Annotated in this window: 19 protein-coding genes; 11 read left to right on the forward strand and 8 right to left on the reverse strand. The window is 43.6% G+C overall.

Annotated features, from left to right (window positions below; genetic code table 11):
• Positions 1–154: 154 nt before the first annotated feature.
• The 3 genes from HC246_RS06800 to ylqF form a co-directional block, all read right to left on the reverse strand.
• Positions 155–1,894: a response regulator gene (locus tag HC246_RS06800; RefSeq protein ID WP_169362726.1), complete on the reverse strand. Its 1,740-nt coding sequence runs from the start codon at positions 1,892–1,894 to the stop codon at positions 155–157.
• Positions 1,884–5,183 (reverse strand): GAF domain-containing protein, encoded by a 3,300-nt coding sequence (locus HC246_RS06805; protein WP_169362727.1) that lies wholly within the window; start codon positions 5,181–5,183, stop codon positions 1,884–1,886. The genes HC246_RS06800 and HC246_RS06805 overlap by 11 nt, the downstream gene beginning before the upstream one ends.
• 148 nt (positions 5,184–5,331) lie before the next feature.
• Positions 5,332–6,171, reverse strand: coding sequence for a ribosome biogenesis GTPase YlqF (ylqF, locus tag HC246_RS06810; RefSeq protein ID WP_169362728.1), 840 nt, complete (start codon positions 6,169–6,171; stop codon positions 5,332–5,334).
• 138 nt (positions 6,172–6,309) lie between these two features.
• Between ylqF and HC246_RS06815 the strand changes: the two genes are divergently transcribed.
• Positions 6,310–7,119 carry a TPM domain-containing protein gene (locus tag HC246_RS06815; RefSeq protein ID WP_169364509.1) on the forward strand — a complete coding sequence of 270 codons (810 nt, stop codon included), beginning with the start codon at positions 6,310–6,312 and terminating at the stop codon, positions 7,117–7,119.
• 55 nt (positions 7,120–7,174) lie between these two features.
• On the opposite strand, the gene HC246_RS06820 is transcribed toward HC246_RS06815, so the two are convergent.
• Positions 7,175–7,927: a sucrose-phosphate phosphatase gene (locus HC246_RS06820; protein ID WP_263972452.1), complete on the reverse strand. Its 753-nt coding sequence runs from the start codon at positions 7,925–7,927 to the stop codon at positions 7,175–7,177.
• A gap of 246 nt (positions 7,928–8,173) precedes the next feature.
• Here HC246_RS06820 and HC246_RS06825 point away from each other — a divergent pair, with 246 nt between their 5' ends.
• The 3 genes from HC246_RS06825 to HC246_RS06835 all read left to right on the forward strand — a co-directional run bounded on the left by HC246_RS06825 (position 8,174) and on the right by HC246_RS06835 (position 13,077).
• On the forward strand, positions 8,174–9,250 hold the full coding sequence (locus HC246_RS06825) for a glycosyltransferase family 4 protein (RefSeq protein ID WP_169362729.1): 1,077 nt from the start codon (positions 8,174–8,176) through the stop codon (positions 9,248–9,250).
• A gap of 16 nt (positions 9,251–9,266) precedes the next feature.
• Positions 9,267–10,751, forward strand: coding sequence for a glycosyltransferase family 4 protein (locus HC246_RS06830; RefSeq protein ID WP_169362730.1), 1,485 nt, complete (start codon positions 9,267–9,269; stop codon positions 10,749–10,751).
• Positions 10,752–10,821: 70 nt separating this feature from the next.
• The gene (locus HC246_RS06835) at positions 10,822–13,077 is read left to right on the forward strand and encodes an amylo-alpha-1,6-glucosidase (protein ID WP_169362731.1); all 2,256 of its coding nucleotides are present in this window, start codon (positions 10,822–10,824) and stop codon (positions 13,075–13,077) included.
• A 63-nt stretch (positions 13,078–13,140) separates the two neighbouring features.
• Here HC246_RS06835 and HC246_RS06840 read toward each other — a convergent pair whose 3' ends face one another.
• Positions 13,141–14,109, reverse strand: a complete 969-nt coding sequence (locus HC246_RS06840) for a glycoside hydrolase family protein (protein WP_169362732.1) — start codon at positions 14,107–14,109, stop codon at positions 13,141–13,143.
• A gap of 138 nt (positions 14,110–14,247) precedes the next feature.
• Between HC246_RS06840 and HC246_RS06845 the strand changes: the two genes are divergently transcribed.
• The 4 genes from HC246_RS06845 (at position 14,248) to HC246_RS06860 (ending at position 20,004) form a co-directional block, all read left to right on the forward strand.
• On the forward strand, positions 14,248–15,732 hold the full coding sequence (locus HC246_RS06845; RefSeq protein ID WP_169362733.1) for a DEAD/DEAH box helicase: 1,485 nt from the start codon (positions 14,248–14,250) through the stop codon (positions 15,730–15,732).
• Between the two features lie 313 nt (positions 15,733–16,045).
• Entirely contained in the window at positions 16,046–17,224 is a 1,179-nt protein-coding gene (locus HC246_RS06850) for a peptidoglycan-binding domain-containing protein (protein WP_169362734.1), read from the forward strand.
• A 99-nt stretch (positions 17,225–17,323) separates the two neighbouring features.
• Entirely contained in the window at positions 17,324–19,198 is a 1,875-nt protein-coding gene (locus tag HC246_RS25815) for a peptidoglycan-binding protein (RefSeq protein WP_169362735.1), read from the forward strand.
• Positions 19,199–19,203: 5 nt separating this feature from the next.
• On the forward strand, positions 19,204–20,004 hold the full coding sequence (locus HC246_RS06860) for a hypothetical protein (RefSeq protein WP_169362736.1): 801 nt from the start codon (positions 19,204–19,206) through the stop codon (positions 20,002–20,004).
• 28 nt (positions 20,005–20,032) lie between these two features.
• Here the strand turns inward: HC246_RS06860 and HC246_RS06865 are convergent, their stop codons facing one another.
• From HC246_RS06865 to HC246_RS06875, 3 genes are all read right to left on the reverse strand, one after another.
• Positions 20,033–20,440, reverse strand: coding sequence for a DUF2996 domain-containing protein (locus HC246_RS06865; protein ID WP_169362737.1), 408 nt, complete (start codon positions 20,438–20,440; stop codon positions 20,033–20,035).
• A 38-nt stretch (positions 20,441–20,478) separates the two neighbouring features.
• Entirely contained in the window at positions 20,479–20,829 is a 351-nt protein-coding gene (locus HC246_RS06870) for an NAD(P)H-quinone oxidoreductase subunit M (protein ID WP_169362738.1), read from the reverse strand.
• 320 nt (positions 20,830–21,149) lie between these two features.
• Positions 21,150–22,160 (reverse strand): RNA polymerase sigma factor, RpoD/SigA family, encoded by a 1,011-nt coding sequence (locus HC246_RS06875; protein WP_169362739.1) that lies wholly within the window; start codon positions 22,158–22,160, stop codon positions 21,150–21,152.
• Between the two features lie 1,405 nt (positions 22,161–23,565).
• Here HC246_RS06875 and HC246_RS06880 point away from each other — a divergent pair.
• The 3 genes from HC246_RS06880 (at position 23,566) to HC246_RS06890 (ending at position 25,600) form a co-directional block, all read left to right on the forward strand.
• Positions 23,566–24,468, forward strand: a complete 903-nt coding sequence (locus HC246_RS06880; RefSeq protein WP_169362740.1) for a DUF928 domain-containing protein — start codon at positions 23,566–23,568, stop codon at positions 24,466–24,468.
• A gap of 371 nt (positions 24,469–24,839) precedes the next feature.
• Positions 24,840–25,160: a hypothetical protein gene (locus HC246_RS06885; protein WP_169362741.1), complete on the forward strand. Its 321-nt coding sequence runs from the start codon at positions 24,840–24,842 to the stop codon at positions 25,158–25,160.
• 161 nt (positions 25,161–25,321) lie between these two features.
• A complete protein-coding gene (locus HC246_RS06890; protein WP_169362742.1) occupies positions 25,322–25,600 on the forward strand; it encodes a YggT family protein in 279 nt (92 codons plus the stop codon).
• Positions 25,601–25,657: the final 57 nt, after the last annotated feature.

Consider the following 25,657-nt stretch of genomic DNA (forward strand, 5'->3'; position numbering starts at 1 on the left):
TTTTTAGTTTTCAAGTGAACCTATGTTCATTTGAAAACTGCGATAGCATTTGTCAGTCTAGTGAAGTACGGTTTTATTTCCTCGCCTTCAGCAAGAAAACAAAACTCTGTAACGCGCTTGATTGCAAAGAGCTATATACCAAGTTGAGGCTAGCCTAATTAACTTGGGAAATTACACGTATAATTTCTTGAATATTAACAGGCTTCCTGATGTAATCGTTCATGCCTGCTGCTAAACAGCTTTGTCGATCTGTACCCGACGAACTTGCTGTAACTGCCACAATATGGGGCTGATTAGCGAGATTTTGCCGAATCCATTTCGTAGCAGTAATCCCATCCATCTCTGGCATTTGCACATCCATGAGTACCATGTCATAGGTTTGAGCCTGCAAAGCTCGAATAGCTTCCAGTCCATTGTTCACTGTATCGATAATGTATCCAAACTTTTGCATAATCAAGAAAATCAATCTTTGATTCATCGGATTGTCTTCAACTAGGAGAATGCGTAGCTGCGATTTATTCTCTGTTAGAGGATGATTAGCAAATAAGTCGATCGCTGCTGGGTGAATTGCTGGATTAGTTACTGTCGTTAATTCTCGATTGAGGACTGGTATAGAGATAGCGATCGTGAAATGAAAGATCGAACCTTGAGTAGATGCACTAGGTTGCCAATTTAATGGTGGATTACCACCTACCTGCGTCAAGCTTTCTACCCAAATATTGCCACCCATTAATTCCACCAGATTTTTGCAAATGGCTAGTCCTAGTCCTGTACCTCCATATTGACGACTAATGGAATTATCGGCTTGGGTAAAAGGATTGAACAACATCGCCATGCGATCGCTAGGAATGCCAATACCTGTATCAGTAACTTGGAAATGTAAGAAGGTTTTGGTTTGGGGTTGGCAATCGCTTGGAATGTTTTGAGTTAAATAACTGGCATAAAGGCTGACATTCCCTTGATTCGTAAATTTAATTGCATTGCCCACCAAATTAAGGAGGACTTGGCGTAAGCGATGCTCATCACCAATAATCGTGAGTGGTAAATGCGGCTGCATTCCATACTCCAAGTGAATATTCTTGGCAGAAGCAGATGGATAAAGAAGATCACAAACAAACTTTAAACTATCTTCCAATTTGAATTCGCGATTTTCAAGTTCTAATTTAGCAGATTCAATTTTAGAGAAGTCAAGAATATCATTAATGATACTTAAGAGAGAATTCGCACTGTCTTGAATGAGCTGCGTATAGTATTGCTGCTCTTTGCTTTGCCCTGTCATCATTAGCAATTGAGCCATCCCCAATACACAGTTCATAGGTGTACGGATTTCATGGCTCATATTGGCTAAAAAATCGCTTTTAGCTCTATTGGCTGACTCTGCAACTTCCTTGGCTTGAGCTAGTTCTCTTTCTATCTGTTGACGTTCTTGAATCTCTTGTTTGAGTTGTTCATTTTGTTGAGCAAGCAGCTTTTGTTGTTCTTTCAAACTATTTTTCTGCTGTAAAATCGTAAGTTGATTTTTAACACGGACAAGGATTTCCTCTACCTGAAAAGGTTTGGTGATATAGTCAACTCCCCCAACTTCAAAGGCTTTAACTTTGTCAAAGGTTTGATCAAGGGCACTTAAAAAGATAATGGGAATATCGGCAGATTGAGGTTGGGATTTCAGATGTTTACAGACTTCATAGCCGTTCATATCAGGCATCATGATATCTAAAAGAATAATCGAGGGAGGATTAATTTCTACTGCCTCGATCGCTTGTCTACCACTCGTCACCCTACGCACTTTATAGCGTTGTTTCGACAAAATCTCTGATAATAGGCGCAAGTTTTCTGGGCGATCGTCAACAACGAGGATATCTGCTTGTAATATTTCTTCTGGTTTAGCTGTCATTGGTGCTGGGATTGATGAATGGTTTGACAAGACTGACGATTTGTTCGAGATGGAAGTTGTTGACGAAATCTTGGATGATACTTGCTATTGTAGGATGCCTGTCTTGTATTTGTTCTAATAGATGAGAAATTGCCTCTTCGTCTGCACCTCTAGCCGCAAGATGTAGTTGTATGAGCCATGCCGTATCTAGCTGTGACAATTCCTGTTGAATAGATGGTTGAATGTCGCTTGGTGTTTGAGTGAGTATATCTACTTGTTGATGGCGATCCGCATAGATATATTTCACCCCTAAATGTTCAGCAATCTTTTCAAAGATTAATTCCTCTCGCAATGGTTTACTTACAAAATCATCACAGCCCAATTCCAAAACGACTGAGCGCTGTTTATCAAACACACTGGCTGTTAAGGCAATAATTTTGCAATTTGATCCAGTCGATTCGGCAGCCCGAATAGCACGGGTTGCTTCATAGCCATCCTTGACTGGCATCTGCATATCCATCCAAATGAGATGGGGTTGCCATGCTTGCCATACCTCGATCGCTTCTTGTCCATTTTCGGCTTCACGAATTTCAAAGCCCAAGGGGGAAAGGAGATTGGTCATCAGATGGCGACTTTCCCATTTATCATCGGCTAAGAGGATACGGTATTGAGGTTGGTTGGGGGCTAAGGCGATCGCACGGCGTTTGATCTGTGATGATGGGACATCACTGGCTTTTGCCATTTTTACCTCAATGTTAAAGTTGACGATTGTTCCCTGACCAAGGGTACTCCTAACATGAATATCTCCACCCATGAGCCTCACAAAGCGTCTACTAATGGGCATCCCTAATCCTGTCCCTTCTTGCGATCTGCGTCCTGTTTCCGTTTGTACAAAAGGTTCAAATAACTTCGTTAACTCTTCTGGAGCAATTCCTGGACCAGTATCGATTACTTCAAAGCAGAGACATTGATTGATGTCTGAGGATTGACCATCATCACTTTGTTGTTCTTGTGGAGGATTGTCAAGGTTTTGCCAATCTAGGGCTTTTGGGCAACCTCTAACTACTAGAATCACCTTGCCCTGATTGGTGAATTTAATCGCATTGCCCACCAGATTGATCAAGACTTGACGCAGTTTACTTTCATCGGTTTGGATATATTGTGGAACATCAGCGGTGCAATCAAATACAAGTTGTAAATTTTTGGCTTTTGCCTTGAGGAGGAACATTTCCTTGAGGCTTTCTAATAGATTGTAAAGATTAAAATTGTTCGTGTTTAGCTCAATTAATCCTGCTTCGATTTTGGACATTTCTAATACATCATTGAGCAAGGTGAGCAAATGCTCACCACTACGGGCAATGATTTCTAGATGTTCTTTTTGACTAGGCGTAAGGGATTCATCGCGAGATAGTACTTGGGTGAAGCCTAAAATGGAATTGAGCGGAGTGCGTAATTCATGGCTCATATGGGCGAGAAAATCGCCCTTAGCGCTATTTGCCGCGTCAGCATTTTCTTTAGCTTTTTTGAGTTGTTCTAGAAGTTCTGCTTGCTGCACAGCGACCCCTAGTTGATTGCCAACTTGGGTCAGCAAACTTAGCTCACTGGTTTCCCATTCTCGTTTGTCAGAATGTTGATAGGTAGCTAATAGTCCCCATAATTTATCGCCTACAAAGACAGGAACCGTAATAAAGGCGCGAACCTGATAACTTTCAAGAATTTCGATATGGCAGTCAGTGAGATTGGCTGTGTAAATATCGCTGACTGCCCATGATTCGTGATTGCGGTAGCGACCACCCTGATGCTCTTGGAGATAGGTATCACACCAGACCTTAGCAGTTTGATGCAGCTGATCTAAGGGAAGCCATTCATCGGTTTTGGATTCGAAGACAAATTCGCCGCTCCAATCTTCAAAAAAGCGATACACAACTACGCGATCGCATTTCAAGTTTTGACAGACCTCTTGGGTAGTAGCTCTAAAGATAGTGTCAATATCTAAGGTTTGCCGAATTCTTTCAATGACTCTCGCGAGGGCACGTTCCTGTTCAGCATCTCTGGCGAGTTTATCAGCGCGCTTTTGGAGTTCGATTTCTAATGTGGTTTGGAGGTCAGTGGAACGCTTTTGGACTTGCCCGAATAGTTCAGCCTGTTGAATGGCAACACCGAGTTGACTGGCGATTTGCACTAAGAAATTCACTTCTGACTGTTGCCAATGCCGAATATCGTTACTTTGAAAGGCAGCTAGTAAGCCCCAAAGGTCTTTGCCTTTGTAGATGGCAATGATGGCGTAGGCTCTTGCCTGATAGCGTTCTAATGCTTCTATATAGCAATCGGAAAAACCTGTTGCATAAATATCATCACGGACGCGGAACAGTTGACCGCTATTAAAGTCACCTCCCTGAGTTTCCTGTAAATATGTATCCGTGTCGTTTGGTGTAGCTAAGGATTTAAGACTACATTCACTAATGTTGAAATTGAGTTCAGGATGTTCCACTTGAGATGTGACGAGGGAGACTAAGCCTTCTGCCATTGACTCGACGACAAACTCGCCACTCCAATCAGGGTGAAACTGATAAATGGTGACGCGATCAGCTTTGAGCAGGTGGCGGACTTCTTCGGTGGTGGTGGTGAAAATGGTAGTGAGATCTAGCGATCGCCTGATTTTGTTGATAATGGCAGCGACTGCTTTCTCTCTTCCTACGGCTTGCTCAACGGCACGGGTGAGATCTTCAGACTGGGCTTGCAATTGGGCAACAAACTCAGCTTGCTTTAAGGCTACATCTAGATGGGTGGCAATTTGCTTAACAAAGTCAATTTCTGATTCTTGCCATTGCCTTGTCGTAGAGCATTGATGAATACATAACAAACCCCAGAGGCGATCGCTATTGAGCAAAGGCACAACGAGATTCGCCCTAACCTGAAATCTCTCTAAAATTTGAATATGGCAACTGGGTAGCCCCTGTTGATAAATATCTGCACAAGCCCAGATCTTGCCTTGCTGATAATATTTGGCGTGATTTTCACCGAAGCAGTGATCGCTAATTTTTGCCGCTAAGGCGGAATCAAACTGAGGCAGCACTGACTCAGACACAAATTCACCACAGCTAAACTCAGCATTTTCATCAAAACGATACATCCCCACACGATCAGCATTTAATAGCTGGCGCACCTCGATCGCAGTTGACTTAAAAATACTTTCTAGGTCAAGGGATTCACGGATTTTTGCAATCACACCAAACAATGCTTTTTGCTGAGCAGCTTGGGCATTATGTTGTTGATTAGATGGATCAGACGGATCGGACGGATCGGACATTTCTAGCAAAATCCCCAAATTAATTTATTTTTAGATCGCAAACATCAAAAGTATGCGATTGATATTGCTGATCCCCCGCTTACCTTTTTGCCTAGTTGTAAGTAATTATGCCCGTTGCTGAACTCATAAGTAAAGTTGCTTAAAATATTTACAGAGGAGGCATCTCTAAAGCGATCGCGCCTAATTTTCCCTTGCGAAAATCATACAAAATCAATCGTGCGACTTTATCGAGATCTCCTTGAAATTTATTTAAAGTCGCAACTTGGTGAATATATTCAATCCCTGAAGTTGAGTTAGCTGGGTCAATTTCATAGCGACTCTTTAAATTGACATTTAGCTGAAGTAATAAATCTACCGCCTCGGCAGCCACCAACACATTGTCATAGGCAGCCTGCCCAATATCATCACAAATCGCCAATTTCAATGCAGCATCTTGATCGTGGAGTAAAGGCGGAATTACCCCCGGGGTATCGAGTAGCTCAATTTGATCGGAAATCCTGATCCAGCGTAATTGGCGCGTTACCCCCGGTTTATTGGCACTTGCTACAACTTTTTTCTTAAGTAAACGGTTGATCAATGCTGATTTACCCACATTGGGAAAGCCCACCACTACCGCCCTCACAGGACGGGGTAACATCCCGCGACCGCGCCGCCGTTCATTAACCTTTTCCCCAGCTACTTGAGCCGCCTTCAGCAAATCCACCATCCCTTTACCTGCTTGGGCATCGGTGAAATATGCCATGCGCTCCTGCTCGGTGAACCAGCGTGTCCATTGCGATTTTGCCGTTGAGGAGATGGCATCAATGCGATTACACACGAGAATATGCGATTTTCCTTCTACCCATTTTTCAATTTTGGGATGCCTACTAGACATCAAAATGCGCGAATCACGCACTTCAATGACCACATCAACCAATTTCAGTTGTTCTAATAACTGTTTTTCTGCTTTGGCGATATGTCCGGGATACCACTGAATTGGGCTTGCCATAGGAAATAATACGGAGAAGGAGTATTTTTAACTATATACTCTTGTTAAGATATTAAGAAATATTAAGATCCGCCTTTAGTTTCACTTTTAATAAAAATCATGATTCAGCCCACGCCATTAAAATTTATGCCGAGATTTATGCAGAAATTGACGCGGAAACTTGGCGCGATCGCGATCGCCATAATTCTGCCCTTAGCCCTTATTTTTAGTCATGTTCCTGCGGCTCATGCCTATGACGCACCAGAGCTTTTACCAGAAAAATATACGAATGTGATCGATCTCGGTCGCTTTTTGACTGACTCGGAAGAATTGGCGCTCGATCAAAAACTAACCAAATTTGAAGAATTAACAGGCTGGAAATTACGAGTCCTCACCCAAGTCGATCGCACCCCCGGTCGTGCCGTAAAAGATTTCTGGGGACTTGACGATCGCAGTGTGATGCTGGTTGCGGACTCTCGCGGTCGTAATTTATTAAATTTCAGTGTTGGCGATGAGGTTTATCCCTTGCTATCGCGAGGCTTTTGGATCGAGTTGCAATCGCGCTACGGCAATCAATTCTATGTGCGCGAACAGGGTTACGATCAATCAATTTTGTCATCCATTGATGCCATCACCACCTGTTTAGAACAGGATGGCTGTGCGGTCGTTCCCGGAATTCCCCAAGAGCAATGGATTCTCACCTTGATTACTTCCATCGTTGGCGGCGTGGTTTTTGGCTTTGCAGGACATCCTCGTAAGGAAGGCGAAATCTTTGCTTGGAAATGGGCGCTCATTTTCACACCACTATGGGGAATGTTGTTTATCTCCTTTGGTTTAGGTCCCGTCCTCACTCGCACGAATGAATGGGTTCCGATTGTTCGCAATGTCGCTGGTTTTGTCGGTGGTGCAGTGATTGCCTATTTGATTCCTTCGCCAAAACGCGCCACACCATCCCCTGAAGCACGGTAAAATCATGGGGGTGCGGTGCACCCCTTCTACTTCTTCATGCTATTCATGGAATTCATTACCAATTAAAGTGTTTTAAGCCTTCCATAATGCCTTGAGCGTAATTACTCTTAGCAAAATAGCGATCGCTCGATGGATTTTGGTAATGCCAATCGCGTAATTCCAAATGAGCATTACCAACGATAATTCCTTTAACTTGATTAATCGCAAATAGGGAAATGTCATTGCCCGAATCGCCACAAACGAGGGTTTGACTAGGTTCAATTTGCCACTTTTTACTTAAGAAGGAGACAGCTTTGCCTTTATCGACATCCTTCGGCAAAATGTCCAAATCTTTGCCACCGCTATAAATTACGGTCGCATTTTGGGAAATGAGAACAGTTTTTAGCAGGGGAATAATCTCATCCGCTAGCTCTTGGGAAAGGAAGTAACTAATTTTAAATGGACGTTGTTCAGATTCAGGTTGAGGAATTAAATCCTCAAATTGAGAAGCAATCTCGCAGACTAAATCACGATTCCAACCTTGACTAATAAGAGTTGCCCAATCATGATCAGGATTCAGGATGTGATCATAGATTTCTGTACCAACGGCAGTAATAAGTGCATCGGGAGGAAGTAGATTTTCGGCGATCGCTAATTGATGGTATAGGGTCAGCGATCGTCCTGTTGCGTAGACGATTTTAGTACCTTGATTTTGACGATAATCGCTGAGTTGATGATTGAGTTCCCTTAGCGCCTCCTTATCACCAACAAGGGTATTATCCAAATCAGTTACAAATATAGCGAGAGACATTAGATGAGAAGATGGCAAATTTTTATTTCTTAGCAAGATATTAAAAGGAATTTCTGTTTCTACTTATACATTTTACTCCCAAACGAAGAGGGGTTTACCGTACTAATGGAAGTGAGGATAACCCTATTGACCATCAATAGAAGAGTTCTCTAAATTCTGTTTTAGAGTTGTTTAGATTTTCTTAACAGTTCCTGACTGTAAGCATCCATTTTTTTCTTGTTTAAATCCGATCTATTTATAGAGTCCGATCTAAGGAGGTTAATTATGCGGATTGCTCAGGTCGCCCCACTTTGGGAAAGAGTACCACCACCAGCCTACGGTGGTATTGAACTGGTAGTGGGATTGCTGACCGATGAACTGGTGCGGCGCGGACATGAGGTGACATTGTTTGCATCAGGTGATTCGATCACTTTAGCAAAATTAGATTCCGTCCATCCGCGATCGCTACGGCTCGACCCCGATGTTAAGGAATATGGGGTCTACGAAATGCTCCAACTGAGCCGTGTATATGAACGTGCTGAAGAATTTGACATCATTCATTCCCATATGGGTTGTGCGGCTTTGCCCTATGCAGGTTTAGTCAAAACCCCGACCGTCCATACCTTGCATGGCATCTTTACGCCTGATAATGAGAAAATCTTTACCCATGCTCAAAAACAACCCTATGTCAGCATTTCAGACACACAAAGGGAACCTCGATTAGGACTGAATTATGTAGCGACAGTTTATAACGGAATTGATGTAGATAGCCATCATTTCTACGCCCAACCTGAAGAACCTCCCTACTTAGCATTTTTAGGTCGGATGTCTCCTGAGAAAGGACCACATCTAGCGATCGCGATCGCTAAAGCCGCAGGTTGGAAGTTAAAGATGGCAGGCAAAGTGGATGTCGTCGATCGCGCCTACTTTGAGAGAGAAGTCCAACCCTTAATTGATGGGAAGCAAATTGAATATTTGGGTGAAGCCGACCATGCCATGAAAAATGCCCTCATGGGTGGAGCCGTGGCAACCCTATTCCCGATTACTTGGCGCGAACCCTTTGGATTAGTCATGGTCGAATCAATGGCAGCAGGAACTCCTGTGATTGCGATGCGCCTTGGTTCTACTTCTGAAGTAGTTGCTCATGGTATAAGCGGATTCCTTTGTAACACCGTGGAGGAATGTGTCGCCGCCATTCCTAAAGCAGCAGAACTTGATCGTCAAGCCTGCCGTAACCATGTGAAGACATATTTCAGCGCTCAACGTATGACAGATGGTTATGAAGCGGTCTATCAAAAGATTCTCGGTGAGCGATTCTCACGAAATGGTCATTCCAAACGGGCTGTGAGTTTAGTTTCTTAATCCCAGAGGTAAAAATATGTCCCTTTCACCATTAATTTCCCCATTAAATAGCAGTCCAAATAGTCTCAATTCAGGATTTATTTCAATTCCTAGTGCCACCACGACTATCCCCCTTTCTCGAAATTCCATTAGCAATACCAAACCATTCCCAAAGTCTCTTAAAACTACCCATCGACCATCGACCCATCGCCAAGCGATCGCCTTAATTTCCGATCATGGTGATCCTGCGGCAGTCATTGGGAAAGAAGAAGCAGGTGGTCAAAATGTCTATGTAAGGCAAGTGGGAGAGGCGCTCGCCAAATTAGGCTGGCAAGTGGATTTATTTACCCGCAAGCGTCATCCCGATGAGCCGATGATCGTCCAGCATTCGCCCCATTGCCGCACGATTCGATTGAAGGCAGGAGCAGAAACCCATATTCCTCGCGATCGCCTCTTTCCAGAAATGCCTGCTTTTGTGGAAGCCTTCTTGAAATTTCAAGCGAAGGAAGGGACAAATTATCCATTAATCCATACGAATTATTGGATGTCGGCGTGGGTCGGCTTGCAACTAAAGCAAAGGATGAATGTGCAGTTAGTGCATACCTACCATTCCCTTGGGGCGGTGAAATATCAGTCCGTGAGCGATCGCCCAGCGATCGCTGATACCCGTCTGGCAATTGAACGCCAAATTTTGGAGCAGGGAGATTGTGTGGTGGCAACGAGTCCACAAGAAGTGGAACATTTGCGATCGCTAGTATCTTCAAAAGGAATGATTGAAGTGATTCCCTGTGGTACGGACATTCAAACCTTTCACCTGATGCCAAAGGAGGAAGCAAGAGCAAAATTAGGCTTACCTCATGATGAACAGGTGGTTCTATACGTTGGTCGTTTCGATCCGCGTAAGGGGATTGAAACTTTGGTGAGGGCTTTTGCTCAGTTAAAGGAAAGTGATAACTCTCAGAAGTTGCGACTGTTGATTGTCGGTGGTAGCGATCCTGATGCAGTCGATGGTCAGGAGCGATCGCGCATTGAGGCTTTAGTGCGTGATTGTGGCTTAGGGGCTGTTACTCAATTTGTCGGGCAGGTGGGACACGATCGCCTACCTCTGTACTATACGGCGGCGGATGTTTGCGTGATTCCTAGCCATTATGAACCGTTTGGTTTAGTGGCGATCGAGGCGATGGCTTGCGGTACGCCCGTTGTCGCTTCGGATGTGGGCGGTTTGAAATTTACAGTGGTGCAGGGAGAGACGGGCTGGCTAGTGCCACCCCAAAATGTGGGAGCCTTTGCGGAGGCGATTTCCTTCGCTCTCAATGATCCCCTTGCGGTCACGAAAATGCGCGAGCAAGCATCCTTGCGCGTACAGCAAAACTTTAGTTGGAATGGTGTTGCCATTCAGTTGAGCGATCTCTATCGCCGCCTGTTAGCGCGATCGCTATCCCACAAGTCCTTTATGCCTTCTTCTCCATTTATTCCTGCACCAGCTTCTCTCGCTGTAGCGGAAATGGCTAAAGCATCATAATCCATCTCATAAATTGCCGCGCAAAGCGCGGCAATTTATGAACTAAAATTTACTTCGGGGAATTTATTTTGTGTCAGATGTAATAGAACTGCAAGGGCGATATTTTGTCCCCGCCGATCGCTTGCCAATTCCTGAATGGGGATGTGTCCTTAGCGATCGCTTGCAACCGACCTTAACCCTTAAGGATGACGACCTATTTCTGATTACCGACATCCTTGGCAATATTTCAGGCTGCATTACCGATGGGGCGATCGCTAGTTTGGGATTGTTTTGTCGAGATACCCGTTTCTTGAGTCGTTTAGAACTGCAAATTGAAGGGCGATCTCCAATTTTATTGAGTAGTAGCGCTCAAAAGGGATTTGCCCTTTCTATCCTATGTGCAAATCCGCGCATTGATGATCGGATTCCTGCGGAAACTATCGGGATTCAACGGGAAATTGCGCTGAATGGAGGCTTATTTGAAGAAATTACGCTGACCAATTATGGTACTGAAGCAATTACATTTCAATTAAGTCTCAGCTTTGATGCCGATTTTGTTGATTTATTTGATGTGCGGGGCTTTGAGCGCAAACAGCGCGGCACAATTCTCCGTCAAATAGAATCAAATTCTCTCGATTCCCACAATTCCTATCAACTGCCGCAACATTGCCACGAATTGACAATGGCATATCAAGGACTTGATGGTGCATTAATGGAATCCCATATTCAATTTATGCATCGCCTTCCTGATTACCTGTCAGGCTATACATCGGTTTGGAATATCGCTCTTGCTCCCCATGAAACAGTGCGTTTGGGATATCGCCTACAAATGCTGATGAATCATCAGCCCGTTTCTAACGTTCATGCGCCGATGACCTTGTTGCAAGCTAAGGCTGCCGAATTGATCGAAGAACAGGAATGGCGATCGGCTATTACCCAAATCCGTACCAATAATCGCACCTTTAACCAAATTATCGAACGCGCTGAACATGATATCTATCTATTGCGCCAGAGCTTTGGCGAGCGCAAAGTTCTCTCCGCAGGAGTTCCTTGGTTTGCCACCCTCTTTGGGCGTGATGCCATCATTTCGGCGGCTCAGACCTTAATTCTCGATCCTGCGATCGCTCGCGATACGCTGCATATTTTGGCAGAGTATCAGGGCAAGATTGATGATCAGTGGCGAGAGGAAGAAGAAGGGAAAATTCTTCATGAAATGCGATTTGGAGAGATGGCAAGATGTCAAGAAATTCCCCATACACCCTACTATGGCACGATTGATGCTACTCCACTTTGGCTAATGCTCTATGCTGAATACTTCGCATGGACGCAGGATTTCGATACCCTCGATCGCCTATGGGACAATGCGATCGCCGCCATGGAATGGATCGATCGCAATATGCGTGAGACGGGCTATCTCCGCTACCATCGCCAATCCCAAAGAGGTTTGCAAAATCAAGGTTGGAAGGACTCAGGCAATTGCATCGTTGATCGACATGGCAAACTCGCGCAGGGTGCGATCGCCCTGTGTGAAGTGCAAGGCTATGTCTACGCTGCAAAAATCCGCTTGAGCGAACTTGCCATCTTGAAAAAGCGCCACGACTTAAGCGATCGCTGGCAAAAGGACGCTCGCGATCTGCAAATGCGCTTTAATCGTGACTTTTGGTTGCCCGATCTCGACTATTGCGCCCTTGCCCTTGATGGCGAAGGGAAACCCGTAGATAGCATCACCTCTAACCCCGGTCATTGCCTCAACCTCGGCATTTTCACCCCCGAAAAAGCCCGTAGTGTTGCCGAACGTCTTCGCGCTCCCGATCTCTTTAACGGTTGGGGAATTCGCACCCTTAGTAATCAATCTCCCGCCTATAATCCAATGGGTTATCACGTTGGTTCCGTCTGGCCGCACGACAATAGCTTAATTGCCCAAGGCTTGCGATCGCTAGGACTAATTGATCAAGCTCTCGAAGTTGCCCAAGGCATCTTTGCTATGACGGCTCACCAGCCCTATCAGCGTCCACCTGAGCTATTTTGTGGCTATGAACGGACAGGCGATCGCGAACCTGTGCAATATCCTGTGGCTTGTTCCCCACAAGCATGGGCATCTGGCACAATTTTCCAATTGCTGCACATGATGATTAATCTAGTTCCCAATGCTCCCGAAAATCATCTACGCATCATCGATCCCGCCCTCCCCGCATCCATCGACTATCTATCCCTCAAAAATTTGCGAATAGGTTCCACATGGCTCGATCTCGAATTTGTCCGTCAAAATTCCACCTCCACGATAGGAACTACTGCTTGCCGCGTCACCGATAAGCGAGGCAATCTGCGCGTAGTCATTGAAGCATAAATATATCTGCTAGAAAAGGAGTGGCGGCGCGATGCGCCGCCACTCCTTTTGATCGATACAAGCTTATGCTAGTTCAAAACTAAATCTGGAAAAATCGCGATTTACTGACTGAAACTTGGTCTTGACACCACTGCGGCGAATACCTCCATCATGAATATCAAACCCCACAATCTCACCCTCTAACTCAGGAATTACGCGACAGGCATATAGACCATATTTTTCAGGCATCAATACATGGGGTCTACCTTGCAATTGCTGAAAATCCGATCCCGTAAATCCCTGTAACCCACCAGCCTGCCTAGTCACCGCCGAAAAATCATTCTTTGCCCATGAAGAAAAGACTAGTTCATATTTACCTTGGGAATCAAGGTACAGTTGGGGCACTTCCATTTCTGAATAACAACAGGGCTTGAGGATCGGATCGAGGTATTCCCATTCTCCTTTCGAGAAATTATTTTCTTTGAGTTTAAGTAAACCCACAACCCCATTACGACCGATTGGATCATCCGTTGACTTGGCAGAGAGTAACATATACACCTGTCCTTGATCTTGAAATAAAAACGGATCGCGCCAAGCATGGGGAGAAAGATCGCCAAGGGAGCTTTTAATTTGGTAACAATACTCAGGGCGAATCCGAATTGAGGACATCTGCCAGCGATCGCTCCAAATATTATCGGTATAGGCAACCCCAATATTTTGGGTCATACCATCGTCCTGTTCACGGTTGCGCGAGGTATAAAACAATAAAAATCCATTCTTGATCTTGATGACATCACCACTCCAAATAGAAGTATTTGCCCAATGGTGCTTCGGTGGCTTCAAAATATCGAATTCTTTCTCGTCGCCCCACTCCATCCGCAAGAAATCAGAGGTAACAGCATGACCAACACAAGCTGCATGATGATGTTTCTCAGAAGGTACTAGAATCTCATCAGCGTTGAGATAAAACACATGATATAGAGCCGTCTCAGGCTCAAAGTAATACCAAAAATCCCAAACATATCGATAGGGATGTCTCATGCTTGGAAACATAATGCCTATAGATTTAAAGGACTTAACAAATCTATATGATTTTAACGCGAGTTCATCCGAGCTTAATAAGCAGTTCAGCTTAAGATGTTACAAATAACCCACGGACGTTAACTTTCACGATTTTACTGCTAAGCCATAATGCCGCGTATTCCTCAATTAACCTACGATCGCGGGACGCTCATCCTTCATCCACCACCTAAGGGCAAAGCATGGATTGAGTTTGCCACATGGGACGATCGCATTGAGAAATTTCGCATCCCTGCATACCACTACCGCGAATTAATCTTGACCTTGCGATCAGAGGGAATTGCGATCGAGGATAAATCACGGAAATATAGCGAGATTAACCTGACTGCTCATACCCAAATGGAACCATATCCCCATCAGAGTCAGGCTTTAGCCGCATGGCAGCGGGTGGGGAAACAAGGGGTAGTCGTTTTGCCTACTGCCGCAGGTAAGACCTATTTAGCGCAGTTAGCCATGCAAGCAACTAACCGCAGTACCTTGATCGTCGTGCCAACCCTAGATTTGATGCATCAGTGGTACGCGCATTTATTGGCGGCTTTTCCTGATGTAGAGATTGGACTATTGGGCGGCGGCTCACGCGATCGCACCGCGATTTTAGTTGCTACCTACGACAGTGCTGCCATTCAAGCGGAAGCTCTAGGCAATCTCTACGGCTTACTCATATTTGATGAATGTCATCATTTACCGACGGATTTCTTTCGGGTGATTGCTGAATATGCGATCGCCCCCTATCGACTGGGCTTAACCGCCACTCCTGAACGTAGCGATGGCAAACACGCAGATTTAGAACTGCTCATTGGCGAAGAAGTTTATCGCAAATCTGCCGAAGAACTTTCAGGGCAAGCCCTTGCGGAACACAAAATTGTGCAGATCAAAGTTTCTCTCTCTGCTCAAGAGCGCGATCGCTACGATGCCCTAATTAAAACCCGTAATCAATTTCTCAAAGAAGCCAAAATTTCCCTTGGTAGTTTAGAAGGCTGGCAAAGATTTGTGCAAGCCAGTGCGCGATCGCAGGCAGGTCGTCGCGCCATGCTTGCCCATCGGGAATCAAAGGAATTATCACTCGGTACAGAGGCAAAATTGCGAGTTCTCGCTGATCTACTAGCGCAGCACTTTCCTGAGCGCATTTTAATTTTTACCAATGACAACGCTACGGTTTATCGCATTTCTAAAGATTTGTTAATTCCTGCGCTCACCCACCAAACTCCTGTCAAAGAACGCCATGAAATCCTGACTTACTTTCGCGAAGGTAAATATAAAACCCTCGTTACTTCCCATGTGCTAAACGAAGGTGTCGATGTGCCCGATGCTCGGATTGCCATCCTCCTATCAGGTACAGGTTCTGCCCGTGAATATATTCAACGCTTAGGAAGGGTACTCAGACGCGGTAGTGAAGCTAATAAACAAGCAATTCTCTATGAAGTTGTGACTGAAGATACCAGTGAAGAAAGAACCTCTGAACGTCGGAGGGGCATTGAGCGATCGCGCCCAGAGCCACAGTCAGACAAGGTAATTCAGATAGGAATTCACTATGGTAAAGACATGCAAAAAACGCAGCCGATCGCTGCTGAAGAACCTAGAGATTACACTCCTTAGGGACTTGCTATTAATTAAAGTACCTGTGGCTTCGACTTCGCTCAGCCAACGTTAGCTGAGCGAAATCGAAGCTAGATAACTTTGGTGTGACATTTTTTATCCGCAAGTCTCTTAGTTAAGGAGTGTAATCACCTACGGTGCGAAGACCCACACATGATGAAAAACCTCTACTTTTGAAAGATATACATTTTTTGACGTAAGAAGCCAGAAAAGATCGTTTAAAATAAGTTATGCCAATTCCTGAAATTGTAAATTCATTTTTGGGAATCAGTATTTAGAAAGCGATCAAGCGATCATTAATTTAGTGGTAGCTATGGAACTTGCAGCCTATATCTATGATGCGTGGGCTTATGAACAGGCTCAATTAGAATCTTCAGATGCAGATCTGCTGACTTGTAATGCAACGGACAATCCTAAATCTCAGGTAGAGCAACCTGTCTGGAATTTAGCGATGAAGAGGTGGCGTTCGTATGTGCTATCAGCGATCGCTATTACAGGAATGAATAGCTTGAACTTAAGTTTCAGTCAGACTGCTGAAGCGAGACGATACCTTGAGCCATCGGTAAATACGGCTCCATGGTGTGAAAATTTATATCTTTGCAATACTAGCTATGTCTTAGAGGTACAGACATTATTAGCTCAACAGGGGTTTGCTGTCGGTGAAATTGATGGCGTTTATGGCAGGCAAACCAAGAGAGCAGTAATTGCCTTTCAAAAATCCCAAGGAAATTTGTTAATTGACGGTATCCCTGGAGCAAAAACTCTAGCTTTGCTGAGAAATGCGGCTAAAGACGGTTCTAGAAGTTATGTATCACCTAGTCCAAAATCTACGGGGCGAGATCCGATTGATAGCGCAATAGTAATTACGCGCCCTAATCCTCAACTTATAGGTTTTTCTGAAGGCTCAGAGATTGGTAACTTGCAGATTTTACTCAAACAGAGGGGCTTTTATCAGGGCGTAATTGACGGGCAACAGGGGCAGTCTACTACTGATGCAATCTGGAAAGCACAAAGAGCCTATGGTTTACCCCTAGATGGATTTGCAGGTCCTTTGACAATTCGGGCTTTGCTAGCTGGCGGTACTAATGTTCCCCTTTCTCTACCTGCTTTTAGCCCCACACCCATAGGAAAAGCGAGTAAAGAGATTTGGGAAATTCAAGGTTTACTGCAAAAGCGTGGTTTTTATGACGGAGAACTTAACGGGCAATATGACCTGCGTACTAGAAACAGCATTGTTGATGCTCAAAATGCCTATGGACAAAAAACTACAGGAGACATAAGTCCAGAATTAGTTGCATCCCTCAACGGACAAACGATTGAAACCACGAGCAATGTTCAAGCCTCTCAAAATGTCCAAACTGCACCAAGCTCTACCAATACTAACGATATTCGACCTAGCCCTAATGTTCCATCAAGGAGTGATTCTCAAGTGCCGCCAACTTCTAGCCAAAACTTACCTACGCCAACTTCACAAAATACAAATTCATCCTAACTAGAAACTTTTCGGAACATCGAACCATCTAAGCAATCTCAAAACATCTGCTTAAAGCTTTCTCATTAATCCCTCTCAATAATTCAATAAGGTCTAATTATGGAACTCCTAGCTTATATTCAAGAAGAATTTGTCTGTGATGATCAAGCGATCGCTACAGCCGACAATATTTCTACAAATGCCAATATGGAAACTACTTTTCAAACTTGGCTCAAAAAGTTAACGACTAAATCCGCCAAACTAAGCTTGAATGTAATTCTTGCCAGTACCACACTCCTTATTGGATTAGGCTCGACTCTAACAGCGATCGCTGAAGTTACACCATCGTCAGATGTGAAGTACGTCCAATCATTACTAGCTAAAAATGGTTTTGATCCAGGAGCGATCGATGGTGTTGCTGGGTCATCTACTAAAAATGCCATCATCCGTGCTCAACAGTCCCTCGGACTAGCTCCCGATGGTGTGGCAGGTAGCCGCACGATCGCTGCGCTTGAAAATGGTGCACCTGTTGCCAAAGTGGAGGCAAAAGCTAGTGAAAGTGATACGACTAGCGCCTCAGTTCCTAGTTCATCGGTGATGAATCTTCAGAAGTTACTCGCAGATCGTGGTTTTTACAATGGTGCAGTCGATGGCATCATGGGCAACCAAACCCGTAATGCTATCATTGCGGCTCAAAAAGCCTATAATCTTACCCCCGATGGTGTGGCAGGTCCTCAAACCCTCGCAGCGCTAGAGTCCGATGGTAGCAAAACAGCAACTATTGCTATTAGTACTAGTAATACCTCTACGACTAAAAGTACTGAAGTTGCCAATTTACAAGAGCTACTCAGCAAGCGTGGTTTTTACAATGGTGCAGTCGATGGCATCATGGGCAATCAGACCCGTAGCGCCATCATTGCGGCTCAGAAAAATTATGGCTTAACCGCCGATGGCATTGCTGGCTCTAAGACTATTGCGGCTTTGGAGTCAGGAAGTAGTAAGGTCAATATTGCGGCTAAAAATACCACCACTACCACAGAATCTAAAGATGCGGTAAAAGCTAGTGATAGCAATGTTGCCTCAGTACAACAGTTGCTTGCCAAACGTGGTTTTTATAATGGTGCGATCGACGGTATCAAGGGCAATCAAACTAAAGCAGCAATAATTGCTGCTCAAAATGCCTATGGCTTGACTCCTGATGGGATTGCAGGTGCTCAAACCGTAGCGGCTTTACAGAAAGATGCACCGACATCCTCTACCGCAACTAAAGCAACCGCTCCAACCAACCAAGCAGCTAAGTCAAGTGCGACAACAGATGAGAATGTTGCTAATTTACAAAATCTGCTCACCGATCGCGGATTTTACTCAGGACCAATCACAGGTTTTCTCGGTCCTCGGACTAAAGCCGCCATCATCTCTGCCCAGAAAGCCTATGGCTTAACTCCTGATGGGGTTGCAGGTGCACAGACCATTGCCGCATTAGAATCAGGTGCTCCTCGCCAACAGCAGATTACTGTAAATAACACCCCCACTGTACGGGTACAACCACAAGTAGTCACCCCACAAGCTACGCCTCAGCCTCAGTTACAGCCCAAGATTCAAGTACAGCCTCAGGCTCCACAGGTACAACCGCAAGCGAAGGCAACTCAACCTGCAACTCAAGCTACACCTCAAGCCCAAGTTACACCTCAAGCTACTGCCCAACCTCAAGCAACGGTTAAACCTCAAGTTCAGCCTACTCCCGCCACCCCAATCGCAACTGCAACTGCAACGCCACAGGCAAGTGCCAGTAATGCTCAGATTGTTGAGTTGCAGAACCTATTGGCTAAGCGCGGTTTCTATAATGGCAAGGCTGATGGTGTCTTAACGGCTGAAACTCGCAATGCGATCGTCAGGGCGCAAAATTTTTACACGATTACACCTGCCGATGGCTCACCAAGCAATAAACTGATTGATAGTCTTAGTAAAGATACATTCATTTCTGAAGGCAATTAAGTCAGATGCGGTTCCGTAATCTTGCGATTAACTTGAGTGCGATCGCCTTTTTTGCTGCGATCGCACTCAGCTTGCAATTTCCTAAGTTAAATCAACGCTTAACTGGACAGACCCTAGAAGAAACTCGTAAGGGGGTCAGAGAAGAAGAAGCTCGGCTGAAGGTAATTCGGCAGCTACCTTCCCGTGGTTTTGGCTTTAACAACATGATTGCCAACTTTACCTTTTTACAATTTCTGCAATACTTTGGCGACGATATTTCCAGAAATAAATTTCAAACTGGATATAGTCTCAGTCCACGCTATTTTGAAAATATCATCGAGCGCGACCCTCGCTTCTTGAGTAGCTATCTATATATGTCAGCTAGCGTATCAATGTTTGCAGGAGCACCGAGAGATGCCATCAATATTTATGAAAAAGGATTGCGATCGCTTAATCCCGATATCCAACCCACTGCCTATACTATTTGGCGATATAAAGCCACTGATCATCTATTATTTCTCGGCGATGCCAAAGGTGCGAGAGAGTCATATCTCAAAGCGTCTGAATGGGCTGATCGTGTTAGTCCAACTGCAAAAACCTTTGAAGATCCTAAGCTAGCAGCAGATCTATCTCGTCAATCAGCAAAGTGGTTAGAAGAGGATCGGGATCTCACCAAAGCACAGGTAGGAGCTTGGTCTCTAGTTTTACAAAATGCTGTAGATAAGAAAACAGTACAAATTGTTGCTCAAGAGGTAGAGAAGCTGGGCATGAAAATCGAAATTCAAAATGACAGACTAGTTATTGTCCCAAAAAATTCCTCTAAATAAGAAAGGGGTGCAAAGCACCCCTTTCTTATTAATTAGCTTGTAGCCATTTTTGGGCAGTTAAGCGTTGAATCACACCAAATACGAGCAAATCGAGAGGAGCTTTACGTTCATCGATCAAAAATGGTTCGATGGTGCTTGGCGATCGCCCTGCATCGGCACAGGAAAAAGCCTTCTGTGCATTGATATCTGACTTAGAAAAATAAACTGTAAATTGACGTAAACCCTGTGCCCATAAGCCACGTACTTGAGAATTACTAAATTCTAATTGCAGGTCACTCACACCCTGCTTACCAAAGGCTTTGGTCAAAGCTGGTAGGTAATGGGTGTTAATAAATTCATCAAATGGCAAATCTTCGATCGCAGGGGGCTTCTCGGCTTTAGGTTTCGCCGCAGGTTTTGCCTTAGGTTCTTCAGAGGTTGGTGCAGTTTCAGACATAGGTTTTTGAAATATTGCTAAATAATTACTAAAGAAATTTATTGAGCTTCCGTATTGACGATTTGGGGTAAACCCATACTGTAGTTGAGCGAGCGATGATTGAGATTGTAGGTAACTTCGCCCTGTTGCAATAGCGATCGCACAAAATGCTCTAAATCTGATCCAATGCGGCGTAGGTTGTAATCAGTAAGATCAGCACCTTTATAGTCCGCCACAAGCTCATCAAACTTGCGATATACCTTTTGGATAGCGCCATCTGTCCAGTTCAGTTCATTGTCTGGATCAACATCTAGGGTCAATGTATTTTCACTATCGATGAGTTCATCGTTGTCCTGATCCACGATGGCTGCATAAATCTGAATGTGACGAGTTGTAGATTTGAGCGGCATAGAGGTTGATGGGTTTAATTGAGTTGTTTGAAATATCTAAGAACTAACTTTAGATTATTGCAAACTTTGAAGGGTTACTAACCAAACAATTTCTCTATATATAGCAATGCAAACTTTAGGGACTTGCTATTAATTAAAGTACCTGTGGCTTCGACTCCGCTCAGCCAACGTTAGCTGAGCGAAGTCGAAGCTAGATAACTTTGGCGTTATCCGCAAGAGCCTTACCTAGTTCATAGCGTGTTGCCGCGAATTAAAGGAAAGCTCGGCTTTGCCGAACTTTCCTTTAATTAAAAAGAGGAGGTGCTTTGCACCTCCTCTTTTTAACTAGCTAGATATTCCTGCATTCTGGCTTTGCGCTTGCGAAGATAATCCATCGCTTGACGTTCTAATTGCCTTACTTGCTCACGACTTAAATCCATGCGTTTACTGATGCTCGCTAGAGACATTTCCTGTCCATCATCTAAGCCATAACGTAAAATCATAACTTGACGTTGCTTTTCAGGTAATTCCTTGAGCAAGCTCTGAATATCTGTACGCAGAGACTCGCGCTCAACGTAAATATCAGGCGATCGCCCTGTATCTTCGAGGAGTTCCGCAAGTTCTGTATCCTGATTATCGCCAATGCGTAGATCAAGGGAAATTGGTTGACGCGATAGCGATAAACACTCGCGTACCTGTTCAGTTTTGATATTTAGTTCATAGGCGATTTCGGCGACCGTAGCTACTCGACCGAGATCTTGCGATAACTGACGTTGAGCCTTTTTGATTTTATTGAGCTTTTCGGTAATGTGAACTGGCAAGCGGATCGTTCTCGCTTGTTGAGCGATCGCTCTGGTAATTGCCTGACGAATCCACCAATAGGCATAGGTCGAGAACTTAAACCCCTTAGTGGGGTCAAACTTATCTACGGCACGTTCTAAGCCTAGAGTTCCTTCCTGTACTAAGTCCAGAAGTTCTAAATTACGTTTTTGATATTTCTTCGCCACAGAAACAACCAAGCGAAGGTTTGCTTCGATCATTTTGCGCTTAGCTCTAGTGCCAAGGCGAATATTGCTATGCAAAACTGCTGGCTCTAAGCCCACAGCTTCAGCCCACTCTTGCTCAGTTGGTAAGCGATCGCTATTTTGGGCAAGTTTTTCCTGCGCCTCAAACAGCACCATCATCTGCTGCACTTGCTTGCCATAGATAATCTCCTCTTCATTACTAAGTAGAGGGATTTTTCCGATTTCGTGCAAATACGTGCGAACCATGTCAGCAGACAGACCGACCTGCTTGTTAGCTTGCCTATCCACTGGATGTGATGTGGGTTGGGTCAATGGTTCTTCAGACATATCGCTCCTAATGTTTTAAACTAAGCGTTTTCCAAGAGTGCTTCTCCAAGACCAGAAGGCTGAGACCAAAAAGACTTATTCAGACTTAAATAACTAAACTTATAGATTTCAGGCTAATGAGCTTGACAGCTAATAATCACAATCTTTAAGTTTTATAAAGTTACAGTGCTAATCTATCATTAGGAATAAGACTGTTTTGTACAATTAAGGGTTAACCTTTTTGTCTTTTGCGTCTGGAGTTACATATTATTACAAACCAACTAAAAAAGTCAAAGGGCGGCTATCACTATCTATCTAAGGATTTGAGCGATTTTGACTAGGTATTTACACTCATTGATCTCACCTTTACTTAACGATGCTGAGTACATTCATCTGAAATATTAGGAATGTGATTAAAAGCCTTAATCTGCAAAGACTGCTACAAGCTAATAAATGCTTCTTAGGAGTAGCGGATAATAATAGAGTTACGTATGTAACTACTAGTTTGGACTTGTCCGCTATACAAAAAGATCAGTTAATTAACAATCAACGCAAAAATCAAAAAATCAATATAGTTGTCGAAGACTTATGGTTTCGATAAAGGATTAGCTGAAGCTTAAGTGAGACTACTGATAAACAAAGAAATAATTTCTGTTAAAGCAGAATATACATAAGTCCGAAACAATCTATATGTAACTTTGGGAATAACTATTGGCAAATAATGGGAAACCGAGCTACTGACTGCCAGACTAGAAAAGACGAAAGCTGGAATGCCTAGGTTCCCCCATAATCTTACCTATGGGCTTACCTATAAATCTTTGCTGATATTAATTTAAAGAATAAAAATCTACAGTAATTATTCCCTGTAATCGAAGTTAATCATCTTTAATTTTGTTTAAGAAAATTAAAGATGATTACTCCCTTGTATATCTGTATAGAACCTTACCCTTTGGAGACACCTCGAATATGCAATTGTTGCAAATGCTTCATTTTTGTGACGACATAGTTTGATAACCTTGATAACAGCAGGGAAATGATAGAATGTGATCGCTCTTTTGGGTGAAGTCAAACATCAAAAGAAATGATTTAGCCCTAATTTGTTGGGATGCTACTAAATAAATTAGATTTGATGTAACTTGTTTGATAAAGAATTCTGTAATGATCTAGTCTCGGGGCAATGGAAAGTTAAATTGTGATCGACGCTATTTGCTTCTTTTGTTTCGTTTGGATTCTCTAGGCTCGAATTAGCTCGTAAAATATAAATATTTTTCAAGTATTTTTGTAACTAGGGAACTTGTTAGCCTTGCTTATCGTATTAGAAACATACATTAACCATAGTCTAGGTAGAGTGGGTGAATTAATGTTGTCCGCTGCTGAGATCTGGGAAATATACTAGCAAATATAACTGAATAGGAAGATTACACCAATGATTTTGACTAGGATTGCAACTAAAAACTCAAACATAAAGGCGATAACTTTAAGCGCAATCTGTCTCGGTACAGTCTGTCTAACTTCTGTCGCTAGTTCCCTAAGCTTCGTTCCTGAAGCCTTTGCTCAATATGGTCTAGGTCTACCGAAATCATCAGGTGTTGGTGGGGCTACTCGGAGTCCAGAGAACCCTACAATTATTCTGCTGGTTCCAAAAGATGGGGCAAAAACTCTATCTGCTCGCCCTACATTCTTCTTGTCTATCAATCCTCCAGAGGTTAAGCCTGAGCAATCCACAACAGCCACTTCAACTAAAAAAATTAGTGAGCGTAAAAATACACCCATAACTTTTACATTTCTATTGCGTGATGGTAATGAATCATCATCAAAACCTATTTTTACAACCGAAGTTAAAGCCGACAAGTTTGGGCTATACAAGTTTACCTTGCCAGAAAATGCACCTGCCCTAGCTAAGAAAAAAGAACAGCGTTGGCAGATCCGTTATAACAATGGGGCATCTAACACCTATGCGGTTATTCGTCTTGAGTCTGATGATAATGTGACAAAAGCGATCGCTTCTGCCAAGAGTGATTTAGAAAAAGCAAGAATCTATGCCAAAAATTTCTATTGGTATGATGCGATCGAGGCATATGACAGTTGGCTATCCAAAAAGCCTAAGGATGATAAAGCTATCCTTGAGCGCAGCCAGCTCTTTAAAGCAGGGCTGGAAAAACACTTAGCATTTATAACTGTGAAGACAGATGCGAGAGGTAACACCATCAAGGATCAGCAAGGTGTTGCCATTGAAGAATTCAGACAAACCGAATATGACCAATTCCTCAATAAATTAGATAAAAGTATTGCTACATCAATAGCATTGGAACCTAAAAAATTTAATTAACGCGAGTTCGGAATAATTTGAACCAAGCTTTGAGAAAGGGTTTACTGCCTAAACCCTTTCTCAAAGCTCAAAAGTAAAAGCCTTGCTAAGCAAAGCTTTTACTTTTGAGCTTTTAAAATTCGCCAACCTAACCCGAACTGACGTTAATTATGCCTAGCTATAGCTATAGTCACCTGTATCAGGACAAATCAAAAACCAAATAGTGTAAGGCGGCGCTTCGCGCCGCCTTACACTATTTGGTTTTTATGTCCTAACAAGAATGGCGACAGCTATACTTAACCAGAAGTTTCATATCTACAGAGCTAATCAAAATGATATGATGTCCCAAAAGTCTCGATATTTAAGGTTGTTGAGATCGTTAGGGCAAAGCTATGGCAGATAATTCAGGTAATTTTTGGGGAGGTTTTCTCTTCGGTGCTGCTATTGGCGGCGCAGTTGGCGCATTAGTGGCTCTTAAGCTCACTGAACCAGAAGATGAGACTATTGATCGCCAATCAGAAGGTGATCCACTCCTTGATAAGCCTCAGACTTCTAATGAATTTGCGCGTCGTAACCTCGAAAAGAAAATTGCCCAACTTAATGCTGCGATCGATTCGGTCAGCCAAGAGCTGGCGATGACCGAGGGCAAGAATGGTCGTAAGCAAACATCCGTTGAGTCTTTACGTGATTTGAATGTTGATGATAAACAGTAAATAAATAAGAGGTGTAAGACTCCGCCGTACACCTCTTATTTTATTTAGTACAAGTGATTTTTATTTAGTACAAGTGATAACAAAAACCTCAGAGCTTGACTGTATTCATTAGAATAATGTTAGCTACTTTCTTTAACTATTCTCTAACCTAACAAACTCCTATGCCATCTCTTATTATTGTTGATACAGTCGGTAAGTTTCTGCAAATCTATTCGATTCTCCTCATTATTCGCATTTTACTGACTTGGTTCCCTAACGTTGATTGGTACAAGCAGCCTTTTGCTACCCTCAGTCAAGTAACTGACCCTTATTTGAACTTATTTCGTTCCATCATTCCTCCTCTCGGTGGCATGGACTTCTCGCCAATACTTGCCTTTTTAGCGCTCAACCTCATGCAAAATGCTCTTGGTCTGATTGCCAGAAACGCGATGGGCTTTTAAGGTAAGCTTGAATTAAAGCTTATTTATGCTGGTTCACGTTAGGAAACATACATGACG

The sequence above is a fragment of the Pseudanabaena yagii GIHE-NHR1 genome, from assembly GCF_012863495.1.
Lineage (GTDB): Bacteria > Cyanobacteriota > Cyanobacteriia > Pseudanabaenales > Pseudanabaenaceae > Pseudanabaena > Pseudanabaena yagii.